This window comes from Serratia sp. TSA_198.1, assembly GCF_052686505.1.
Window position 1 is genome coordinate 220,324 of the sequence record NZ_JBQZFP010000007.1, and the last position, 16,184, is coordinate 236,507.

The 16,184-nt window shown below is 56.7% G+C and carries 14 protein-coding genes and 1 tRNA gene; 2 read left to right on the top strand and 13 right to left on the bottom strand.

The window, feature by feature from the left end; genetic code table 11:
• Positions 1–4: 4 nt before the first annotated feature.
• The 7 genes from ilvA to ACUTSW_RS22565 all read right to left on the bottom strand — a co-directional run bounded on the left by ilvA (position 5) and on the right by ACUTSW_RS22565 (position 8,059).
• Positions 5–1,549 carry a threonine ammonia-lyase, biosynthetic gene (gene ilvA / locus ACUTSW_RS22535; RefSeq protein ID WP_013814966.1) on the bottom strand — a complete coding sequence of 515 codons (1,545 nt, stop codon included), beginning with the start codon at positions 1,547–1,549 and terminating at the stop codon, positions 5–7.
• 5 nt (positions 1,550–1,554) lie between these two features.
• Positions 1,555–3,405, bottom strand: coding sequence for a dihydroxy-acid dehydratase (gene ilvD / locus ACUTSW_RS22540; protein WP_062869032.1), 1,851 nt, complete (start codon positions 3,403–3,405; stop codon positions 1,555–1,557).
• A 197-nt stretch (positions 3,406–3,602) separates the two neighbouring features.
• A complete protein-coding gene (gene ilvE / locus ACUTSW_RS22545; RefSeq protein ID WP_013814968.1) occupies positions 3,603–4,529 on the bottom strand; it encodes a branched-chain-amino-acid transaminase in 927 nt (308 codons plus the stop codon).
• 22 nt (positions 4,530–4,551) lie between these two features.
• Positions 4,552–4,809 (bottom strand): acetolactate synthase 2 small subunit, encoded by a 258-nt coding sequence (gene ilvM, locus ACUTSW_RS22550; protein ID WP_004951714.1) that lies wholly within the window; start codon positions 4,807–4,809, stop codon positions 4,552–4,554.
• Entirely contained in the window at positions 4,806–6,452 is a 1,647-nt protein-coding gene (ilvG, locus tag ACUTSW_RS22555; protein WP_445585419.1) for an acetolactate synthase 2 catalytic subunit, read from the bottom strand. Before ilvG ends, ilvM begins: the two co-directional genes overlap by 4 nt.
• 142 nt (positions 6,453–6,594) lie before the next feature.
• Positions 6,595–6,693: an ilv operon leader peptide gene (ilvL, locus tag ACUTSW_RS22560; protein WP_013814970.1), complete on the bottom strand. Its 99-nt coding sequence runs from the start codon at positions 6,691–6,693 to the stop codon at positions 6,595–6,597.
• A 133-nt stretch (positions 6,694–6,826) separates the two neighbouring features.
• Positions 6,827–8,059, bottom strand: a complete 1,233-nt coding sequence (locus ACUTSW_RS22565; RefSeq protein ID WP_166729173.1) for an MFS transporter — start codon at positions 8,057–8,059, stop codon at positions 6,827–6,829.
• A 341-nt stretch (positions 8,060–8,400) separates the two neighbouring features.
• On the opposite strand from ACUTSW_RS22565, the gene ACUTSW_RS22570 reads away from it, so the two are divergent.
• Positions 8,401–9,924: a YifB family Mg chelatase-like AAA ATPase gene (locus tag ACUTSW_RS22570; protein ID WP_445585420.1), complete on the top strand. Its 1,524-nt coding sequence runs from the start codon at positions 8,401–8,403 to the stop codon at positions 9,922–9,924.
• 27 nt (positions 9,925–9,951) lie between these two features.
• On the opposite strand, the gene ACUTSW_RS22575 is transcribed toward ACUTSW_RS22570, so the two are convergent.
• Positions 9,952–10,290, bottom strand: a complete 339-nt coding sequence (locus ACUTSW_RS22575; RefSeq protein WP_004951725.1) for a DUF413 domain-containing protein — start codon at positions 10,288–10,290, stop codon at positions 9,952–9,954.
• 119 nt (positions 10,291–10,409) lie between these two features.
• Between ACUTSW_RS22575 and hdfR the strand changes: the two genes are divergently transcribed.
• Positions 10,410–11,237, top strand: coding sequence for an HTH-type transcriptional regulator HdfR (hdfR, locus tag ACUTSW_RS22580; protein ID WP_062869036.1), 828 nt, complete (start codon positions 10,410–10,412; stop codon positions 11,235–11,237).
• 4 nt (positions 11,238–11,241) lie between these two features.
• Here the strand turns inward: hdfR and yjfF are convergent, their stop codons facing one another.
• From yjfF to ACUTSW_RS22605, 5 genes are all read right to left on the bottom strand, one after another.
• Positions 11,242–12,234 (bottom strand): galactofuranose ABC transporter, permease protein YjfF, encoded by a 993-nt coding sequence (yjfF, locus tag ACUTSW_RS22585; RefSeq protein WP_013814974.1) that lies wholly within the window; start codon positions 12,232–12,234, stop codon positions 11,242–11,244.
• A complete protein-coding gene (ytfT, locus tag ACUTSW_RS22590) occupies positions 12,231–13,253 on the bottom strand; it encodes a galactofuranose ABC transporter, ATP-binding protein YtfT (RefSeq protein ID WP_086012904.1) in 1,023 nt (340 codons plus the stop codon). Before ytfT ends, yjfF begins: the two co-directional genes overlap by 4 nt.
• Entirely contained in the window at positions 13,250–14,764 is a 1,515-nt protein-coding gene (ytfR, locus tag ACUTSW_RS22595) for a galactofuranose ABC transporter, ATP-binding protein YtfR (protein WP_445585421.1), read from the bottom strand. The genes ytfT and ytfR overlap by 4 nt, the downstream gene beginning before the upstream one ends.
• A gap of 23 nt (positions 14,765–14,787) precedes the next feature.
• Complete coding sequence (ytfQ, locus tag ACUTSW_RS22600) at positions 14,788–15,744, bottom strand: galactofuranose ABC transporter, galactofuranose-binding protein YtfQ (RefSeq protein ID WP_013814977.1); 957 nt, start codon at positions 15,742–15,744, stop codon at positions 14,788–14,790.
• 317 nt (positions 15,745–16,061) lie between these two features.
• Positions 16,062–16,137: transfer RNA gene (locus ACUTSW_RS22605), tRNA-Trp, on the bottom strand.
• Between the last annotated feature and the right edge of the window lie 47 nt (positions 16,138–16,184).

Below are 16,184 nucleotides of genomic sequence, written 5' to 3' on the forward strand. Positions count from 1 at the left end.
TCCCTTAGCCCTGCAAGAAAAAGCGGAACGCCGGGTTATCGGTTTCATCGTGGCAATCGTAGCCCAGCGCCTGCAAGTGCTGCTCAAACTCGGGTTCGGTCTGCGACAGCTCGAAGCCCGCCAGCACGCGGCCAAAATCGGTGCCGTGGCTGCGATAATGGAACAGCGAGATATTCCAGTGAGTACCCAAGGTCTGCAGGAACTTCAGCAGCGCACCCGGCGACTCCGGGAATTCAAAGCTGTACAGACGTTCGCGCAGCGGCTTCGAAGGACGCCCGCCCACCATGTAACGCACGTGCAGCTTGGCCATTTCGTCATCGGACAGATCTACCACCTGATAACCGTCGGCATTCAGCTCGTCGATGATCTCCAGCCGTTCCGCATGACCGCGCGTCAGACGAACACCGACGAAAATGCAGGCGTTATCCGCATCGGCATAGCGGTAGTTGAACTCGGTCACCGAACGGCCGCCCAGCAGTTGGCAAAACTTCAGGAAGCTGCCTTTCTGCTCTGGAATAGTCACCGCCAGCAGGGCTTCACGCTGTTCACCCAATTCGCAGCGTTCGGACACGTAACGCAATCCGTGGAAGTTCAGGTTAGCGCCAGACAGTACGTGCGCCAGGCGCTCGCCCTGAATATTGTGCTGCTGCACGTACTTTTTCAGCCCGGCCAGCGCCAGCGCGCCGGAAGGCTCGGCAATGGCACGCACGTCTTCGAACAAATCCTTTACCGCCGCACAGATAGCGTCGCTGTCGACGGTGATCACATCGTCCAGGTATTCCCGGCACAGGCGGAAGGTTTCATCGCCGATGCGCTTCACCGCCACACCCTCGGCGAACAACCCGACGCGTGCCAGATCCACCGGGTGCCCGGCATCCAGCGCCGCCCGCAGGCAGGCGGAATCTTCCGCCTCCACGCCAATCACTTTGATTTGCGGCATCAGTTGCTTAATCAGCACCGCCACGCCGGCCGCCAGGCCACCACCGCCAACCGGCACGAACACCCGGTCAAGATGCGCGTCCTGCTGCAGCAGCTCCATCGCCAACGTGCCCTGCCCGGCAATCACCGTGGGATGATCGAACGGCGGTACGAAGGTCATGCCCTGTTTCTGCGACAGCTCAATCGCCCGCGCCTTGGCTTCATCAAAGTTGGCGCCATGCAACAGCACTTCGCCACCGAAACCGCGCACCGCATCCACTTTGATGTCTGCGGTGGATACCGGCATCACGATCAACGTTTTGATCCCCAGCCGTTTGCCGGAGTAGGCTACGCCCTGCGCATGGTTACCGGCGGAAGCCGTCACCACGCCGCGCGCCTTTTGTTCTTCGTTCAGACTGGCGATCATCGCATAGGCTCCGCGCAGCTTGAAGCTGTGCACCGGCTGACGATCTTCACGCTTCACCAGAATGGTATTACCCAGTCGCGAAGAGATTTTGCTCATGGCCTGTAACGGGGTGACCTGAGCCACCTCGTAAACCGGCGAGCGGAGCACCGCTCGCAGATACTCCGCGCCGCCGGGGGCGTCGGATAGGGGTTGTGATTCCGCCATGATGCTTAGCCTCCCAGCTTGCTCTTGTCGCGCACCGCGCCTTTGTCGGCACTGGTCGCCAGCGTGGCGTAGGCGCGCAGGGCGTAAGAAACCTGACGCTCACGATTTTTCGGTGTCCAGGCGCGATCGCCACGCGCCAGCTCAACCTCGCGGCGTGCCGCCAGTTCGCTGTCTGTAACGTCCAGCACCATGCTGCGTTTTGGAATGTCGATGTCGATCATGTCGCCATCTTCGATCAGCGCAATCAGGCCACCACTGCCCGCTTCCGGAGAAACGTGGCCGATAGACAGGCCCGAGGTGCCGCCGGAGAAGCGCCCATCGGTAATCAGCGCACAGGCTTTGCCCAGCCCCATGGATTTCAGGTAGGTCGTCGGGTACAGCATTTCCTGCATGCCCGGCCCGCCTTTTGGCCCTTCGTAGCGGATGACCACCACGTCGCCGGCAACCACTTTACCGCCGAGAATCGCTTCCACCGCCGTATCCTGGCTTTCGTAGACTTTCGCCGGGCCACGGAAGGTCAGGTTATCTTTGTCGACGCCGGCAGTTTTAACGATGCTGCCGTCCAGCGCCATGTTGCCGTACAGCACGGCCAATCCGCCTTCCAGGCTGAACGCATTTTCCAGCGAGCGGATACAACCTTCTGCGCGGTCGTCGTCCAGCGTATCCCAGCGGCAATCCTGCGAGAACGCCTGAGTGGTGCGGATACCCGCCGGGCCGGCGCGGAACATTTTCTTCACGGCTTCATCTTTGGTCAGCATGATGTCGTACTGTTCCAGCGTTTCCGGCAGCTTCAGGCCCAGGATGTTATCGACGTCGCGGTTCATCAGCCCCGCGCGGTCCAACTCGCCGAGAATAGCCAGTACGCCGCCGGCGCGGTGCACGTCTTCCATATGGTATTTCTGAGTGCTTGGCGCCACTTTGCACAGGTGAGGCACCTTGCGCGACAGGCGATCGATATCTGCCATGGTGAAGTCAATCTCGCCTTCCTGGGCCGCTGCCAGCAGGTGAAGTACGGTGTTGGTCGAGCCGCCCATGGCGATATCCAGCGTCATGGCGTTTTCGAATGCCGCCTTGTTGGCGATGCTGCGCGGCAGCGCGCTTTCGTCGTCCTGCTCATAGTAACGTTTGGTCAGCGCAACGATGCGCTTGCCGGCGTTGAGGAACAGATCCTTACGGTCCGCGTGGGTCGCCAGCAGCGAGCCGTTACCCGGCTGAGACAGGCCCAGCGCTTCGGTCAGGCAGTTCATCGAGTTGGCGGTGAACATGCCGGAACAGGAGCCGCAGGTCGGGCAGGCGGAACGTTCGATTTGCGCGCTGTCGGCGTCGCTGACGTTCGGGTTGGCACCCTGGATCATCGCATCGATCAGGTCCAGCTTGATGATCTTGTCGGACAGCTTGGTCTTGCCGGCTTCCATTGGGCCGCCTGAAACGAAAATCACCGGAATATTGAGGCGCAGTGACGCCATCAGCATCCCCGGGGTGATTTTGTCGCAGTTGGAGATACACACCATCGCATCGGCGCAGTGGGCATTCACCATGTATTCAACCGAATCGGCGATCAGTTCGCGCGACGGCAGGGAATAGAGCATACCGCCGTGGCCCATGGCGATACCGTCATCCACCGCAATGGTGTTGAACTCTTTGGCGACGCCGCCGGAGGCTTCGATCTGCTCTGCAACCAGTTTGCCCAAATCGCGCAAGTGCACGTGGCCCGGCACGAACTGGGTAAATGAGTTGACCACCGCAATAATCGGTTTGCCAAAATCGTCGTCGGTCATTCCGGTCGCGCGCCATAATGCGCGGGCACCCGCCATGTTGCGGCCGTGGGTGGTGGTGGCGGAACGGTACTTAGGCATGCTCTTCACTCCAAATGTATTTATTACAGGCGGCGAACGAACCGCCTGGATATTCTTATCTGTCTGTCGATTTACCCTATGAATTTCAATCTGCAGCCAGGCGGCCAGCTCACTCATCCCCAGGCGCTTACTTTAGTAAGTCACTGGGGTGAGCGAGTGCAGCTAACAACGCTGCAGGTTGAAAGGCGACGGGTAAATTATGGATTTACCGGATCCAGCCAACCGTACTTGTCTTCGGTCTTGCCGGTAAACAGGCCAAAGAATGCCTGTTGGATCTGTTTGGTCACCGGGCCGCATTTGCCGATACCGACCTGGATGCCGTCAACGCTGCGCACCGGGGTGATTTCCGCTGCGGTGCCAGACATGAACACTTCGTCGGCCAGGTACAACGACTCGCGCGACAATACCTGCTCACGCACTTCGAAGCCCATGTCTTTCGCCAGTTTGATAATGGCGTCACGGGTGATGCCCGGCAGCGCGGAAGAGGTGAACGGCGGGGTAAACAGCACGCCGTCTTTCACTTCGAACAGGTTCTCGCCCGCCCCTTCGGAAATATAACCGTGCACGTCAAGCGCAATCCCTTCCTGATAACCGTGGCGGCGCGCTTCGCTGCCCACCAGCAGGGAGGAAAGGTAGTTACCGCCAGCCTTGGCCGCGGTAGGAATGGTGTTGGGCGCTACGCGCTGCCAGGAAGAAACCATCGCATCGATGCCTTGCTCCAGCGCTTCTTCACCCAGATACGCGCCCCAAGGAAACGCCGCGATAATCACGTCGGTATTGTAACCGGCTGGCGGGTTAACCCCCATGCCGACATCGCCAACAAACACCAGCGGACGAATATAAGCACTGACCAAATTGTTTTTACGCAGCGTGGCACGGCAGGCTTCCATCAGCTCATCGACGCTGTGCGATACCGGCATGCGATAGATTTTTGCCGAGTCGTGCAGACGCTGCATATGTTCGCGGTGGCGGAATACCACCGGGCCTTTATGGGAGTCGTAGCAGCGGACTCCTTCAAACACCGAAGTGCCGTAGTGCAACGCATGCGACATCACGTGCACTTTGGCGTCAGCCCAGGGAACCATCTCACCATTGAACCAAATGTAATCGGCTTTCTTCGTCATTATTCTTTATCCTTCTCGCGCCTTAGGCGCGTATTTGTTGTGATGTTGGTTGCTGGATCTCAACGCAGGAGACGTCCATCAGTTTGCTTAACTGTGATGACAGTAGATCCACCGGGCGCTGGCTGGCAACGGTCAATTCAATATTGATGTTGTCGGTATTCACCGCTGAAACCATATTCATAGCACAAACCTGAAAGCCGCGATGACGCACGACGCGCAATACGCGCTCTAACATTTCAGGACGAAAACGTGCCTGGATCGAGAGTTGATGCTGCATCATGACATTTTCTCCAACATGGTTTCGTTGCCGGCGCCCGGCGGTACCAGCGGCCAGACGTTTTCGAGTTCATCAATGGACACATGCAGCAGATAAGGCCCTTCGCTGTTGAGTAAGGCGTCGAGAGCGTCTGCCACCTGGTCTTTGCGGGTAATGCGCTGGCCGGGAATACCGAAGGCATTGGCCAACATCAGGAAATCGGGGTTATCGGACAGGTTGGTTTCACTGTAACGACCGTCAAAAAACAGCTGCTGCCACTGTCGAACCATGCCTAAACGCTGGTTATCCAGTAAAACGATTTTCAGCGGCAGCTGTTTTCGTTTTATGGTACCCAGCTCTTGCACGTTCATCATGAAGGAACCGTCGCCCGACACGCAGATCACCGTATCCTGCGGCCGCGCCATTTGGGCCCCCACCGCGGCCGGCACGCCGAACCCCATGGTGCCCAGGCCGCTGGACGTGATGAAATTTTCAGGACGTTCAAAGGTCATGTGCTGCGCGGTCCACATCTGGTGCTGGCCCACGTCGGTGGTAACCACAGTATTGGCCGGTTTGCGCTCGGATAACTGTTTCAACAGCAGCGGCGCATAGATCGGCTGGCCTGGGTGATCGTAACGCCAGGTATGGGTTTCTTTCAGCTCCACAACCCGCTGCTGCCAGGCGCTGATATTCAACGGCTGTTGCAGAGCCGGCAGCAAAGCTTTCAAATCGCCCTGCAATGCCACGTGCGCCTGACGCAGCTTGCTCATCTCCGCCGGGTCGATATCCATGTGGATCACCTTGGCGTGCGGTGCGAACGCGTTCAGTTTGCCGGTCACGCGATCGTCAAAACGCGCGCCGACGGCGATCAGCAAATCGCATTCCTGCACCGCCAGGTTGGCGGCCTTGGTTCCATGCATGCCCAGCATGCCGAGATAATAGGCATGTTCCGCGTCTGGCGCGCCCAGCCCTTTCAACGTGGCGACGCTTGGCATCTGAGTCACGGCGATAAACTCGCGCAACGCCGGCACCGCCTGCGCCATGCCAACTCCACCGCCAACGTACAGCATCGGTTTGTGCGCCTGCGCCAACAACTCCGCGGCTTGCACCAGCTCTGCCGCCGGGTAATTCAGTTCTTCCACTACCGGCATCAGGTGAGGATGCAGATCACCCTGTGCCAGCTGGATGTCTTTCGGGATATCGATCAGCACCGGGCCTGGGCGACCGCTGCCGGCGATGGCGAAGGCTTCCGCCATGATGCCCGGCAGCGCGTCCAGTGATTCCACCAGGAAGCTGTGTTTGGTGCAGGCCAGAGACAGGCCGAGAACATCGATCTCCTGAAAAGCATCGGTGCCGATCAGCGCAGAACCTACCTGACCGGTGATAGCCACGACCGGCACAGAGTCCAGCAGCGCATCGGCCAGGCCGGTGATCAGATTGGTGGCGCCAGGGCCGGAGGTAGCGATACAAACGCCGACTTTGCCGGTTGAACGGGCATAGCCGATGGCGGCCATTGCGGCGCCTTGTTCGTGGCGGCACAGCAGGTGTTCCACCCCGCCGTCATACAATGCATCGTAAACCGGCATGATTGCGCCACCCGGATAGCCGAATACCGTATCAACTCCCTGTGCACGCAACGCTTGTACTACCCACTGAGCCCCATTCATGGTTATTTCCTCGCCTTACTTCGACAACTACAGAATTTTGTTCTGTTATTCATTCTCTTATCCTTGCTTCACTTTTCTTATGCCAATAAAAAACCCCCGGACCTTACGGTGCGGGGGTTCTCTTGCGATTCCGGCTTGTTTTCTAAGCCTTTCTTCGTCCAAGTGCAGCCCCGCACGGTGGGATAATAATCACCACCACGCTAATCACGACTAGGCTAATCACTTGGGCAAAGGCTTTCATAATAGGTTTGTTCACTGTGCTCGTTTCGAACTAATGCCTACAGAGGTACCATAGTCACGCTCGACATGACAACACTTTTTTTGCGTTATTATTCGACGCAATCTGGTCATACCTCACGCAAACTACCGCGATTTCAAACGTTAGCATGCAGGCTTGGGGTTTTCACCTCACCAGAGATTGCCTTGCCGCGCGTATCCTTGCCGAAGAACACCAACAGTGCGATAACAATCGCCACCGTGCCAGCAATGATCGCCATCGCCAGCCCATAGTTGTGGCCATTGTGAGCGGCAATCGTTGCCTGCAATGTCGCGTTCACCGACGCAATCAGATTGCCCAACTGGTAAACGAACCCCGGCAGCACCGCACGGGTATTGGCCGGTACCAGCTCGGTGAGATAGCTCGGAACCACGCCCCAGGCGCCCTGCACCATGAATTGCATCAAAAATGCGCCAATCCCGAGCATCAGCGAACCGCTGGAAAACGCCCATAGCGGGATCACCGGCAAGGCCAGCAGCGCAGCGATGATAATCGCTTTCCTGCGGCCGATTTTTTCCGACAGCGCACCGAAGAAAACCCCGCCGATAATTGACGCGATATTGTAGCTAATAGCGATGATGCTGACGGTTTTAGCATCGAAACCATGCTGAACTTTCAGAAACACCGGATACATATCCTGGGTGCCGTGCGAGAAGAAATTAAACGCGGCCATCAGCAGCACCAGATAGCCGCACAGTTTCCAATGGCTCTTCAGCACCGGCAACAACGCGCTGCTTTCCTTGCGTTCACGCGCCGCCAGCCACACCGGTGATTCCTGTACGCAATAGTAAATAAACGGCAACAGCAAAATCGGCGCTGCGCCGATAACAAACATGCCACGCCACCCCACCACCTCAAACAGCAGACCGTACACCACTGCCGCCAACAAATAACCAAACGGATAACCCGCCTGGAAAATCCCCGACATCAGGCCGCGTGAACGGTCCGGGATGGTTTCCATCGCCAGCGATGACGCCACGCCCCAGATCCCGCCCATCGCCACGCCGTACAATAGCCGTAACAGCAAAAATACCGTCAGCGACGGGGCCGCTGCAGACAGCAGCTCAAACACCGAGAAGAACACGATGTTCAGCATCAAAATCGGTTTGCGGCCGTATTTTTCCGCCGCGCGGCCAAAGATCAGCGCGCCGATCGGACGTACTGCCAGCGTCAGCAGGATCGCCAGCGTCACCTCTTCCATGCCGACATGGAAAGATTGCGCGATATCGCTGAGCAAAAACACCAGCACGAAGAAATCAAACGCATCGAGCGTCCAGCTTGAAAAGCTGGCGATAGCCGCATTGCGTTGCTGCGGGGTCCAACCAAACATAATGTTATCCCTACTCTAGCTTACGAAGTCGTGAGATTTAGCGGCTGCCGTGGCGGAACGCGTCGGCGGTCTGGGTTTGTTAATTAAAGGGCTTTTATTTTAACTAATTGTTAAATACACCCATCCAACCTCCGTCTGCAACAGGGCTAGCCCGCTAATGTGTTGCAGCGTTCGCGTAATTGTTAAGGGGTATTGCCATCACTTGCGATGCGCTTCGCAAAATATTTATATCTGTTTGAAATAAAAGATCTAACTTGCGAACCTTTACGTAAACTCTTCAATGTTGCCGCGCTCCGAGGGCGCGAATCCCGCATCATGTTGCCTTCAGAAAGGAGAGCAATATGTCACTGGCGGTTATCTATACCCGGGCAACGATGGGCGTTCAGGCCCCTTCGGTGACGGTCGAAGTACATATCAGTAACGGGTTACCCGGCCTGACGATGGTCGGCCTGCCGGAAACCACGGTGAAAGAGGCCCGCGATCGAGTACGCAGCGCGTTGATCAACAACGGTTTCACCTTTCCCGCCCGACGCATCACCGTCAACCTGGCTCCAGCCGATCTTCCCAAAGAGGGCGGCCGTTACGATCTGCCTATTGCCCTGGCAATCCTCGCCGCCTCCGAACAGTTGCCGGCCGATCAGCTGGCGCGCTATGAGTTCCTCGGGGAGCTGGCGCTCTCCGGCGCTCTGCGGGGAGTAAGCGGCGCGATACCCGCCGCGTTGGCGGCAATGGATGCCGGAAGACAGCTGATTCTGGCGTCAGCCAATGGTAAGGAAGTGGGTCTGATTGCACAGAGTGAAAGCCGGGTGGCGGAACATCTGCTGGAGGTGTGCGCCTTTCTGTTGGGCAAAGGCGATTTACCGGGGGCCAGCGCCCCGGCTCCCGCCGAAACTCGGCAGGAACCCGCCGATTTGCGGGATATTCTGGGCCAGGAACAGGCCAAGCGTGCGCTGGAGATCGCCGCAGCAGGGGGGCATAACCTGTTGCTGGTCGGCCCGCCGGGTACAGGGAAAACCATGTTGGCCAGCCGCCTGAATGGCCTGCTGCCACCGCTGACCGACCGGGAGGCGCTGGAAAGCGTGGCCGTAGCCAGCCTGCTGCATCACCCTGCCGAAACGCTGCCATGGCGCCAGCGGCCATTTCGCGCACCGCATCACAGCGCCTCAATGGTTGCGCTGGTCGGCGGTGGCTCACTGCCGCGGCCGGGGGAAATCTCCATGGCGCACAACGGCGTACTGTTTCTGGACGAGTTGCCGGAATTCGAACGGCGCGTGCTGGATGCCCTGCGCGAACCGCTGGAGTCTGGCGAAATCGTCATTTCACGCGCCAGCGCCAAGGTTTGTTTCCCTGCCAGGGTGCAGTTGATCGCCGCAATGAATCCCAGCCCGACAGGACACTACCAGGGCATGCATAACCGCGCGTCGCCGCAACAGGTCCTGCGCTATCTCGGGCGGCTTTCAGGGCCGTTTCTCGATCGTTTCGATTTATCGATTGAGGTGCCGTTGCTGCCGCCAGGCGTGCTCAGTAAAAAGCGCGCCGGAGGAGAAAGCAGCATTCAGGTCCGTGAACGGGTATTGCAGGCGCGTGAAAGGCAACTCTGCCGGGCAGGAAAAATCAACGCCCTGTTGAGTAATCCCGAAGTCGAACGGGATTGTACGCTCAGCGCGCCGGATGCCGATTTTCTTGAGACGACGTTAAACAAGTTGGGATTATCGGTTCGTGCCTGGCAACGAATTTTAAAAGTGGCACGCACGCTGGCGGATTTGGCGGGGGATCGGGATATTGATAAGCGCCACCTGAGCGAAGCGCTTAGCTACCGTTGTATGGACCGACTGTTGCTGCAGCTGCACCGCAGCCTGGAATAAAAATGGGGCCCGCAGGCCCCATCGTTATCAATCGTCGCTTTCGGTGTAGTCTTCCACCGCATCAGCCTGCGGCTTGCCACCAGACAGGGTATGGAATTTTTTCGGGCGACGTGTGCGCGCCAGATATTTAGCCCATACTTTTTCCTGCTCGGTTACCGGCTCACGCTCACCGTGGCACACTGCGACGAACAGCTGTTCTTCTTCAGTGGCTGGCTGGCGTTTGCCTGCGTCCAACTCGTTGAACGCATACCCGAAGCGCTCTAGCAATTGCGCCTCTTTAATGGTGAAATCGCCGTGACGGGAGAACCCGCGAGGATAATGTTTATTATCAAAAAAACGATTGGTCGTGGTGAAGCTATCCGCCATCTGACACGCTCCTAATTCTCTCATGGCCGTGCTGTTTATGGCGCGGAGTATTAGATAGGCTTGACATTGTGTAAAACAAAACATTTAAATCTTAACGATAAAAATTTCTGGAGATAGGTGTGGATACCGAATTACTGAAAACCTTTTTGGAGGTCAGTAGAACGCGTCACTTTGGCCGAGCCGCGGAATCCTTGTACTTAACGCAGTCTGCGGTCAGTTTCCGCATCCGCCAGTTAGAAAACCAATTAGGCGCGAATTTATTCACCCGTCACCGTAACAATATCCGCCTGACGCCAGCCGGAGAGCGGCTTCTGCCCTATGCTGAGAGCCTGATGACAACCTGGCAATTGGCAAAAAAAGAGGTGGTGCGTTCGTTGCAGCATACCGAGTTATCCATCGGTGCCACCGCATCTTTGTGGGAGGCCTACCTAACCCCGTGGCTGCAATCGCTCTATCAGCAACGTGAAGCGTTACAACTTGAAGCCAGGGTTGCGCTACGGCATTCTTTGGTAAAACAGCTGCATGAAAGACAGCTCGATTTGCTCATCACGACCGAGCCGCCAAAGATGGATGAGCTGGCCAGCCAGCTGCTGGGTAATTTCTCGCTGCGGCTGTTCTCTTCTACCCTACGCGATAAGCATGCGCCGATGCCGTATATCAAGCTGGAATGGGGGGCCGACTTTCATCCGCAAGAAAGCCGCATGTTGGAAAGCGATACTCTGCCGGTGCTTACCACCACCTCGGCACACCTGACCCGCCAGTTACTGGAAACCACCGGCGGCTGCGCCTTCCTGCCCAGCCAGTGGGAGAAGGACTATCCACAGTTGGTCGCAACCCCCGAAATCCCGGCGATTATCCGCCCACTGTACGCTGTGTGGCTGCAAAATAGCGACCAGCAGCCACTCATCCGGCAATTGCTGAAAATACCTTTAAACACCGCAGCCTAAGACGCTATAACGGCTTTAGTCGGGGATGGCGTGGTTTGGTTCGTCTGTTGAGCCAAAATGCGCTCATCGCCTTCTGGAGGCCGATAAAGCAGAACAGCAGGATACCGATGACGATTTTGGTCCACCATGAGCTAAGCGTACCGTCGAAGGTAATATAGCTCTGAATCAGCCCCTGGATCAGCACGCCAAACAACGTGCCCAGCACGGTGCCGACACCGCCGGTCAACAAAGTGCCACCAATCACCACGGCGGCAATGGCATCCAGCTCCACACCGCTGGCCGCCAGCGCATAGCCCGCAGAGGTATATAACGAGAAAATAATCCCGGACAGCGCCGCCAGCGTGCCTGAAAGCATATAAATCAGCACCGTGGTGCGTTGTACCGGCACACCCATTAATGCCGCAGATACCCGATTGCCGCCGATGGCATAGACGTTATGGCCGAAGCGCGTGCGGTGCGCCAGTACCATGCCAACCGCCACCACCAACAGCATCACCAGCGCTAACAGCGTGAAGCGACCACCACCCGGCAGTTTCCAGGCGTAGTTCGCCAGCGTCGCATACAGCGGATGATCAATGGGTATCGACTCTTCCGAAAGGATAAAACTCATGCCGCGTACGAAGAACATCCCAGCCAGCGTGATGATAAATGCCGGTAGCTTGAGCGCATCAATGATCCAGCCCATCAGAGCGCCAAACGACGCCCCCATCAACAGAGCAATGACGAACGCATAGCCCGGTGCAATGCCGTAAACGCCGATCAGCTTGGCCAACAATACGCCGGTGAAGGCGATCACCGAGCCAACCGACAGATCGATACCGCCGGAAAGGATCACAAACGTCATCCCCACCGCCACAATGCCGAGAAACGCGTTATCTGTCAGTAAATCGCACCATACCCGCGTTGACGCAAAGCTGGGGAACTGGGTGAGACAAAACCCGTAGCCCAGAAGAAAGACCACGAGGGTAATCAACAGTGACAGATTACGTTTGATCATGGCTTTCGTCTCCTTAACAGCCGATGCAACGATACGCTCGGCGATTGAATCATCAGCACCGCCAGCACCACTATCGCCTTCAGCACCAGATTGAACTCCGGCCGGTAGCCGGACAGTAGAATGCCGGTATTCATCCCCTGGATAATCAATGCCCCCACTACCGACAACAGAAGATTAAAACGGCCGCCCAGCAAAGATCCTCCGCCAATCACCACCGCTAAAATCGCATCCAGCTCCAGCCACAGCCCGGCATTGTTGGCATCTGCGCCACGGATATCCGCAGTCACGATAATCCCCGCCACGGCGGCGCACAGCCCGCAGATCACATAGACCGCCATAACCACCCAACGCGTACTCACCCCCGCATTGCGCGCCGAACGCAGGTTAATTCCCACCGCTTCGATAAACAGCCCCAGCGCGGTTTTGCGCGTCAGCAGCCAGATCAACAACAGCATCACGGCGGCAATGATCGCCGGCATCGGCAAATACATCAGTGCGCCGCTGCCCAGTTGCGCCAAACCTTCACGTTCGAAAGTGACGATTTGCCCTTCGGTGATCAGCTGTGCAATACCGCGCCCGGCCACCATCAACATCAGCGTGGCGACAATCGGTTGTATCTGCAGCACCGCGACCAGAAATCCGTTCCACAGGCCACACAATGCCCCCACGGCCAGCGCAGCGGCCAGCACGTAACCCAGTGGATAGCCCGCGCTGGTCAGCGTTGCCGCCGTAGCACCGGCGATTGCCATCACGGCCCCCACTGAGAGGTCGATACCACCGGTGGCGATCACCAGTGTCATGCCCAAGGCAAGCAACGCGACCGGCGCTCCGCGATTAACGATGTCGATCACGCTGCCAAACAGACGACCATCCTGAACGTGAATGGAAAAGAAATTCGGGGCGACCAGGCTGTCGATCAGCAAAATCGCCGCCAACGCTCCCAACTGCGTCGCCCCGGCCGGGAATACCCATTTGACTTTGCGTGGTCCACCGGTCATGGAGAAGCTCCTGTGGTTCATCCTGCCCCCTGTTGCACAGCAATAGCCTGCATAATCGCAGGTACCGTAATAGCCGTATGCTCAAGCTGCGTAACGTGTTTTCTGTCGCGCAATACCACGATGCGGTCGGCATATCCCGCCAATTCCTCCAGCTCAGAAGAGATCACCAGCAGCGCTAATCCTTCATCACACAACCTTTCAATCAGCCGGATAATTTCTGCATGCGCACCAACGTCAATCCCGCGCGTCGGTTCATCCAGGATCAGAAAACGGGGTTTGGTTGCCAACCAACGCGACAGCAGCACCTTCTGCTGATTCCCTCCGGACAGGTATTGGATCTGTTGCTCCGGACCCGGCGTGCGAATGCCCAATAATTGGATAAAACACTCGGCAATGCGGGTTTGCTCTCGTAGCGAGAGCGGCTTTAACCAGCCGCGCTGAGCCTGCAGAGCCAGAATGATATTTTCTCGCACCGTCGCAGCACCGATAATTCCGTCGGTTTTACGATCCTCCGGGCAATAACCGAAGCCGAGACTGGCAGCTTTGCGCGGCGTACGAATATTCACCGCGCGGCCCTCCACTTTCGCACTACCGCTATCATGCGATTTGATGCCAAATATCAGTTGGGCCGTTTCGGTACGCCCCGAACCGAGCAGGCCTGCCAATCCGACAATCTCACCCGGCCTTATTCTCAGATCGAAGGGTTCAACCATGCCACGACGCCCGTAGCCGTTAAATTCGACCAGCGGAGACGCATCCGTCGGCACATGCTCGCCCCGCTTGAGCAACGACTCGTCAAAGGCGTGACCGAGCATCATCTGGACCAGCTCCAGCCGTGGCAAGTTGTTGGCAGGCTTGGTACCCACCAACCTACCGTTGCGCAGCACGGTAATGCGATCGCTGATGCGGTAAACCTGATCGAGGAAATGGGTGACAAAGATCATGCCTATACCCTGCGATCGCAGTTGACTGAGAATATCCAGCAGCATGGTGACTTCTTTAGCATCCAGGCTCGCAGTAGGTTCATCCAGGATCAGGACTTTGGCTGAAAGATCGACCGCCCGTGCGATAGCGACAATCTGCTGGATCGCAATCGAATAATTGCCTAATGGCTGGCTGGCATCCAACTGCAACCCATAACCCAGCAAAAGTTGCTGGGCCCGCCGCAGCATGGTTTTTTGATCGACCAGGCCGAAACGGGTAGGTTCGCGGCCGATAAACAAATTGGCGGCCACCGAGATATTCGCCAGCAGGTTAACTTCCTGATAAACCGTACCAATCCCCAGCGCCTGCGCTTGCGCGGTGCTTTGCGGCGCAATGGCTTTGCCCTCCAGCAGAATTTCACCGGCGGAACGCTGATAAACCCCGGTCAGCGCTTTGATTAGCGTGGATTTTCCCGCGCCGTTTTCACCCAACAGCGCCATGATCTCTCCGCGCTGTAGCGTGAAATCAACCTCTTCCAGCGCCTTTACGCCAGGAAACTCGACGGATAATCCCTTAATCGCCAATAACGTGGTCTGCGATGCGGCCATCTTTTGTCCCGTCGGTGAGTGGATTAATAACCCATGCTTTTCTTCAGCTCGAATTCCTGTTTTGCGGTATCAGGCTGCAGCAGTTTCGATTCGGTCTGAATAAACTTCGCGGGTTGCGTTCCGTCTTTTTTCATCGCCAACAGCGCGTCGAACGCAGGGCCAGCCATATTCGGTGTCAGTTCGACCGACGCATTGGCCTCGCCATTGATCATCGCTTTGAAGATATCGGGAACACCGTCAATGGAGACGATTTTAATTTGTGAGCCTGGTTTCAAGCCGGCTTCTTTGATCGCCTGAATGGCACCTATCGCCATATCGTCGTTGTGAGCGTATACGGCGCAGATATTTTTGCCGTTCTGCTCGGCCTTGATGAAGCTTTCCATCACTTCTTTACCCTTGCTGCGGGTGAAGTCGCCGGATTGCGAACGGATAATTTTGACGTTGGCGGCGCTGGCGATACCGTCAGCAAAGCCTTTCTTGCGGTTGATTGCGACGCTGGCGCCCACGGTGCCTTGCAGTTCCACTACGTTACAAGGCTTACCGGCTACCTCTTTGACCAGCCACTCCCCCGCAACTTTGCCTTCATGCACACTGTCCGATGCCACAGCCGCGGTATACAGCGAGGGATCGTTCACTTCGATCATCCTATCGAGCAGGAATACCGGGATTTTGGCCTCTTTCGCCTCTTGCAGTACCGGGGTCCAGCCGGTAGCGACAACTGGCGCAATAAAAATAGCGTCAACGCCCTGGGCAATAAAAGATCTGACCGCTTTGATCTGATTTTCCTGTTTTTGCTGCGCATCGGCGATTTTCAGCGTAATTCCGCGCTTTTCCGCTTCTTGTTTCGATACTTTGGTTTCCGCCGAGCGCCAGCCCGATTCAGAACCAATTTGAGAAAAGCCGACGACCAGCGGTGCTGCCTGTGCCGAACCGATCAATGCGCCAGTAATGGCGGCCGCTAACAGCAGACGTTTAACCATGTTGTTCTCCTCGCTTTGCCCAGGGATGTGACTCCCTCCGACAGGGGTAGTCGTTGTTGTATATGCTGCCTATTTTTCTGGTGGAGTTGGCGGCCAAAAGGTTGGGCGCTACTTAGTTGTAGTTGAAAATCAGGCAGGAATAATGAGCAGCATCACATCGCGGTAGAACAACCATTTTGTACATGGATTCAGCTAAAAATGTCTAAATTGGGAACGATTTCAGAGGGGTTTTTAAGCAACTTTTCAGAGGGGTAGCGAAAATTTAGAAAATGTAGAAAGCAAAAAAAACCCTTCGCTTTCGCGAAGGGTTTTCAATATGGCAGGGGCGGAGAGACTCGAACTCGCGACACCCGGTTTTGGAGACCGGTGCTCTACCAACTGAGCTACGCCCCTAAATCTCGCTTAACATTATGCCTGCTAAAATTAGCAGGCATAATTTA

What these genes read in the sequence shown, in the direction of transcription:
- ilvD (WP_062869032.1), bottom strand. Translation starts at nt 3,405, where the DNA reads ATGCCTAAGTACCGTTCCGCCACCACCACCCACGGCCGCAACATGGCG.
- ilvG (WP_445585419.1), bottom strand. Translation starts at nt 6,452, where the DNA reads ATGAATGGGGCTCAGTGGGTAGTACAAGCGTTGCGTGCACAGGGAGTT.
- ACUTSW_RS22575 (WP_004951725.1), bottom strand. Translation starts at nt 10,290, where the DNA reads ATGGCGGATAGCTTCACCACGACCAATCGTTTTTTTGATAATAAACAT.
- yjfF (WP_013814974.1), bottom strand. Translation starts at nt 12,234, where the DNA reads ATGATCAAACGTAATCTGTCACTGTTGATTACCCTCGTGGTCTTTCTT.
- ilvM (WP_004951714.1), bottom strand. Translation starts at nt 4,809, where the DNA reads ATGATGCAGCATCAACTCTCGATCCAGGCACGTTTTCGTCCTGAAATG.
- ytfT (WP_086012904.1), bottom strand. Translation starts at nt 13,253, where the DNA reads ATGAACCACAGGAGCTTCTCCATGACCGGTGGACCACGCAAAGTCAAA.
- ACUTSW_RS22565 (WP_166729173.1), bottom strand. Translation starts at nt 8,059, where the DNA reads ATGTTTGGTTGGACCCCGCAGCAACGCAATGCGGCTATCGCCAGCTTT.
- ytfQ (WP_013814977.1), bottom strand. Translation starts at nt 15,744, where the DNA reads ATGGTTAAACGTCTGCTGTTAGCGGCCGCCATTACTGGCGCATTGATC.
- ilvL (WP_013814970.1), bottom strand. Translation starts at nt 6,693, where the DNA reads ATGAAAGCCTTTGCCCAAGTGATTAGCCTAGTCGTGATTAGCGTGGTG.
- ACUTSW_RS22570 (WP_445585420.1), top strand. Translation starts at nt 8,401, where the DNA reads ATGTCACTGGCGGTTATCTATACCCGGGCAACGATGGGCGTTCAGGCC.
- ilvE (WP_013814968.1), bottom strand. Translation starts at nt 4,529, where the DNA reads ATGACGAAGAAAGCCGATTACATTTGGTTCAATGGTGAGATGGTTCCC.
- ytfR (WP_445585421.1), bottom strand. Translation starts at nt 14,764, where the DNA reads ATGGCCGCATCGCAGACCACGTTATTGGCGATTAAGGGATTATCCGTC.
- ilvA (WP_013814966.1), bottom strand. Translation starts at nt 1,549, where the DNA reads ATGGCGGAATCACAACCCCTATCCGACGCCCCCGGCGGCGCGGAGTAT.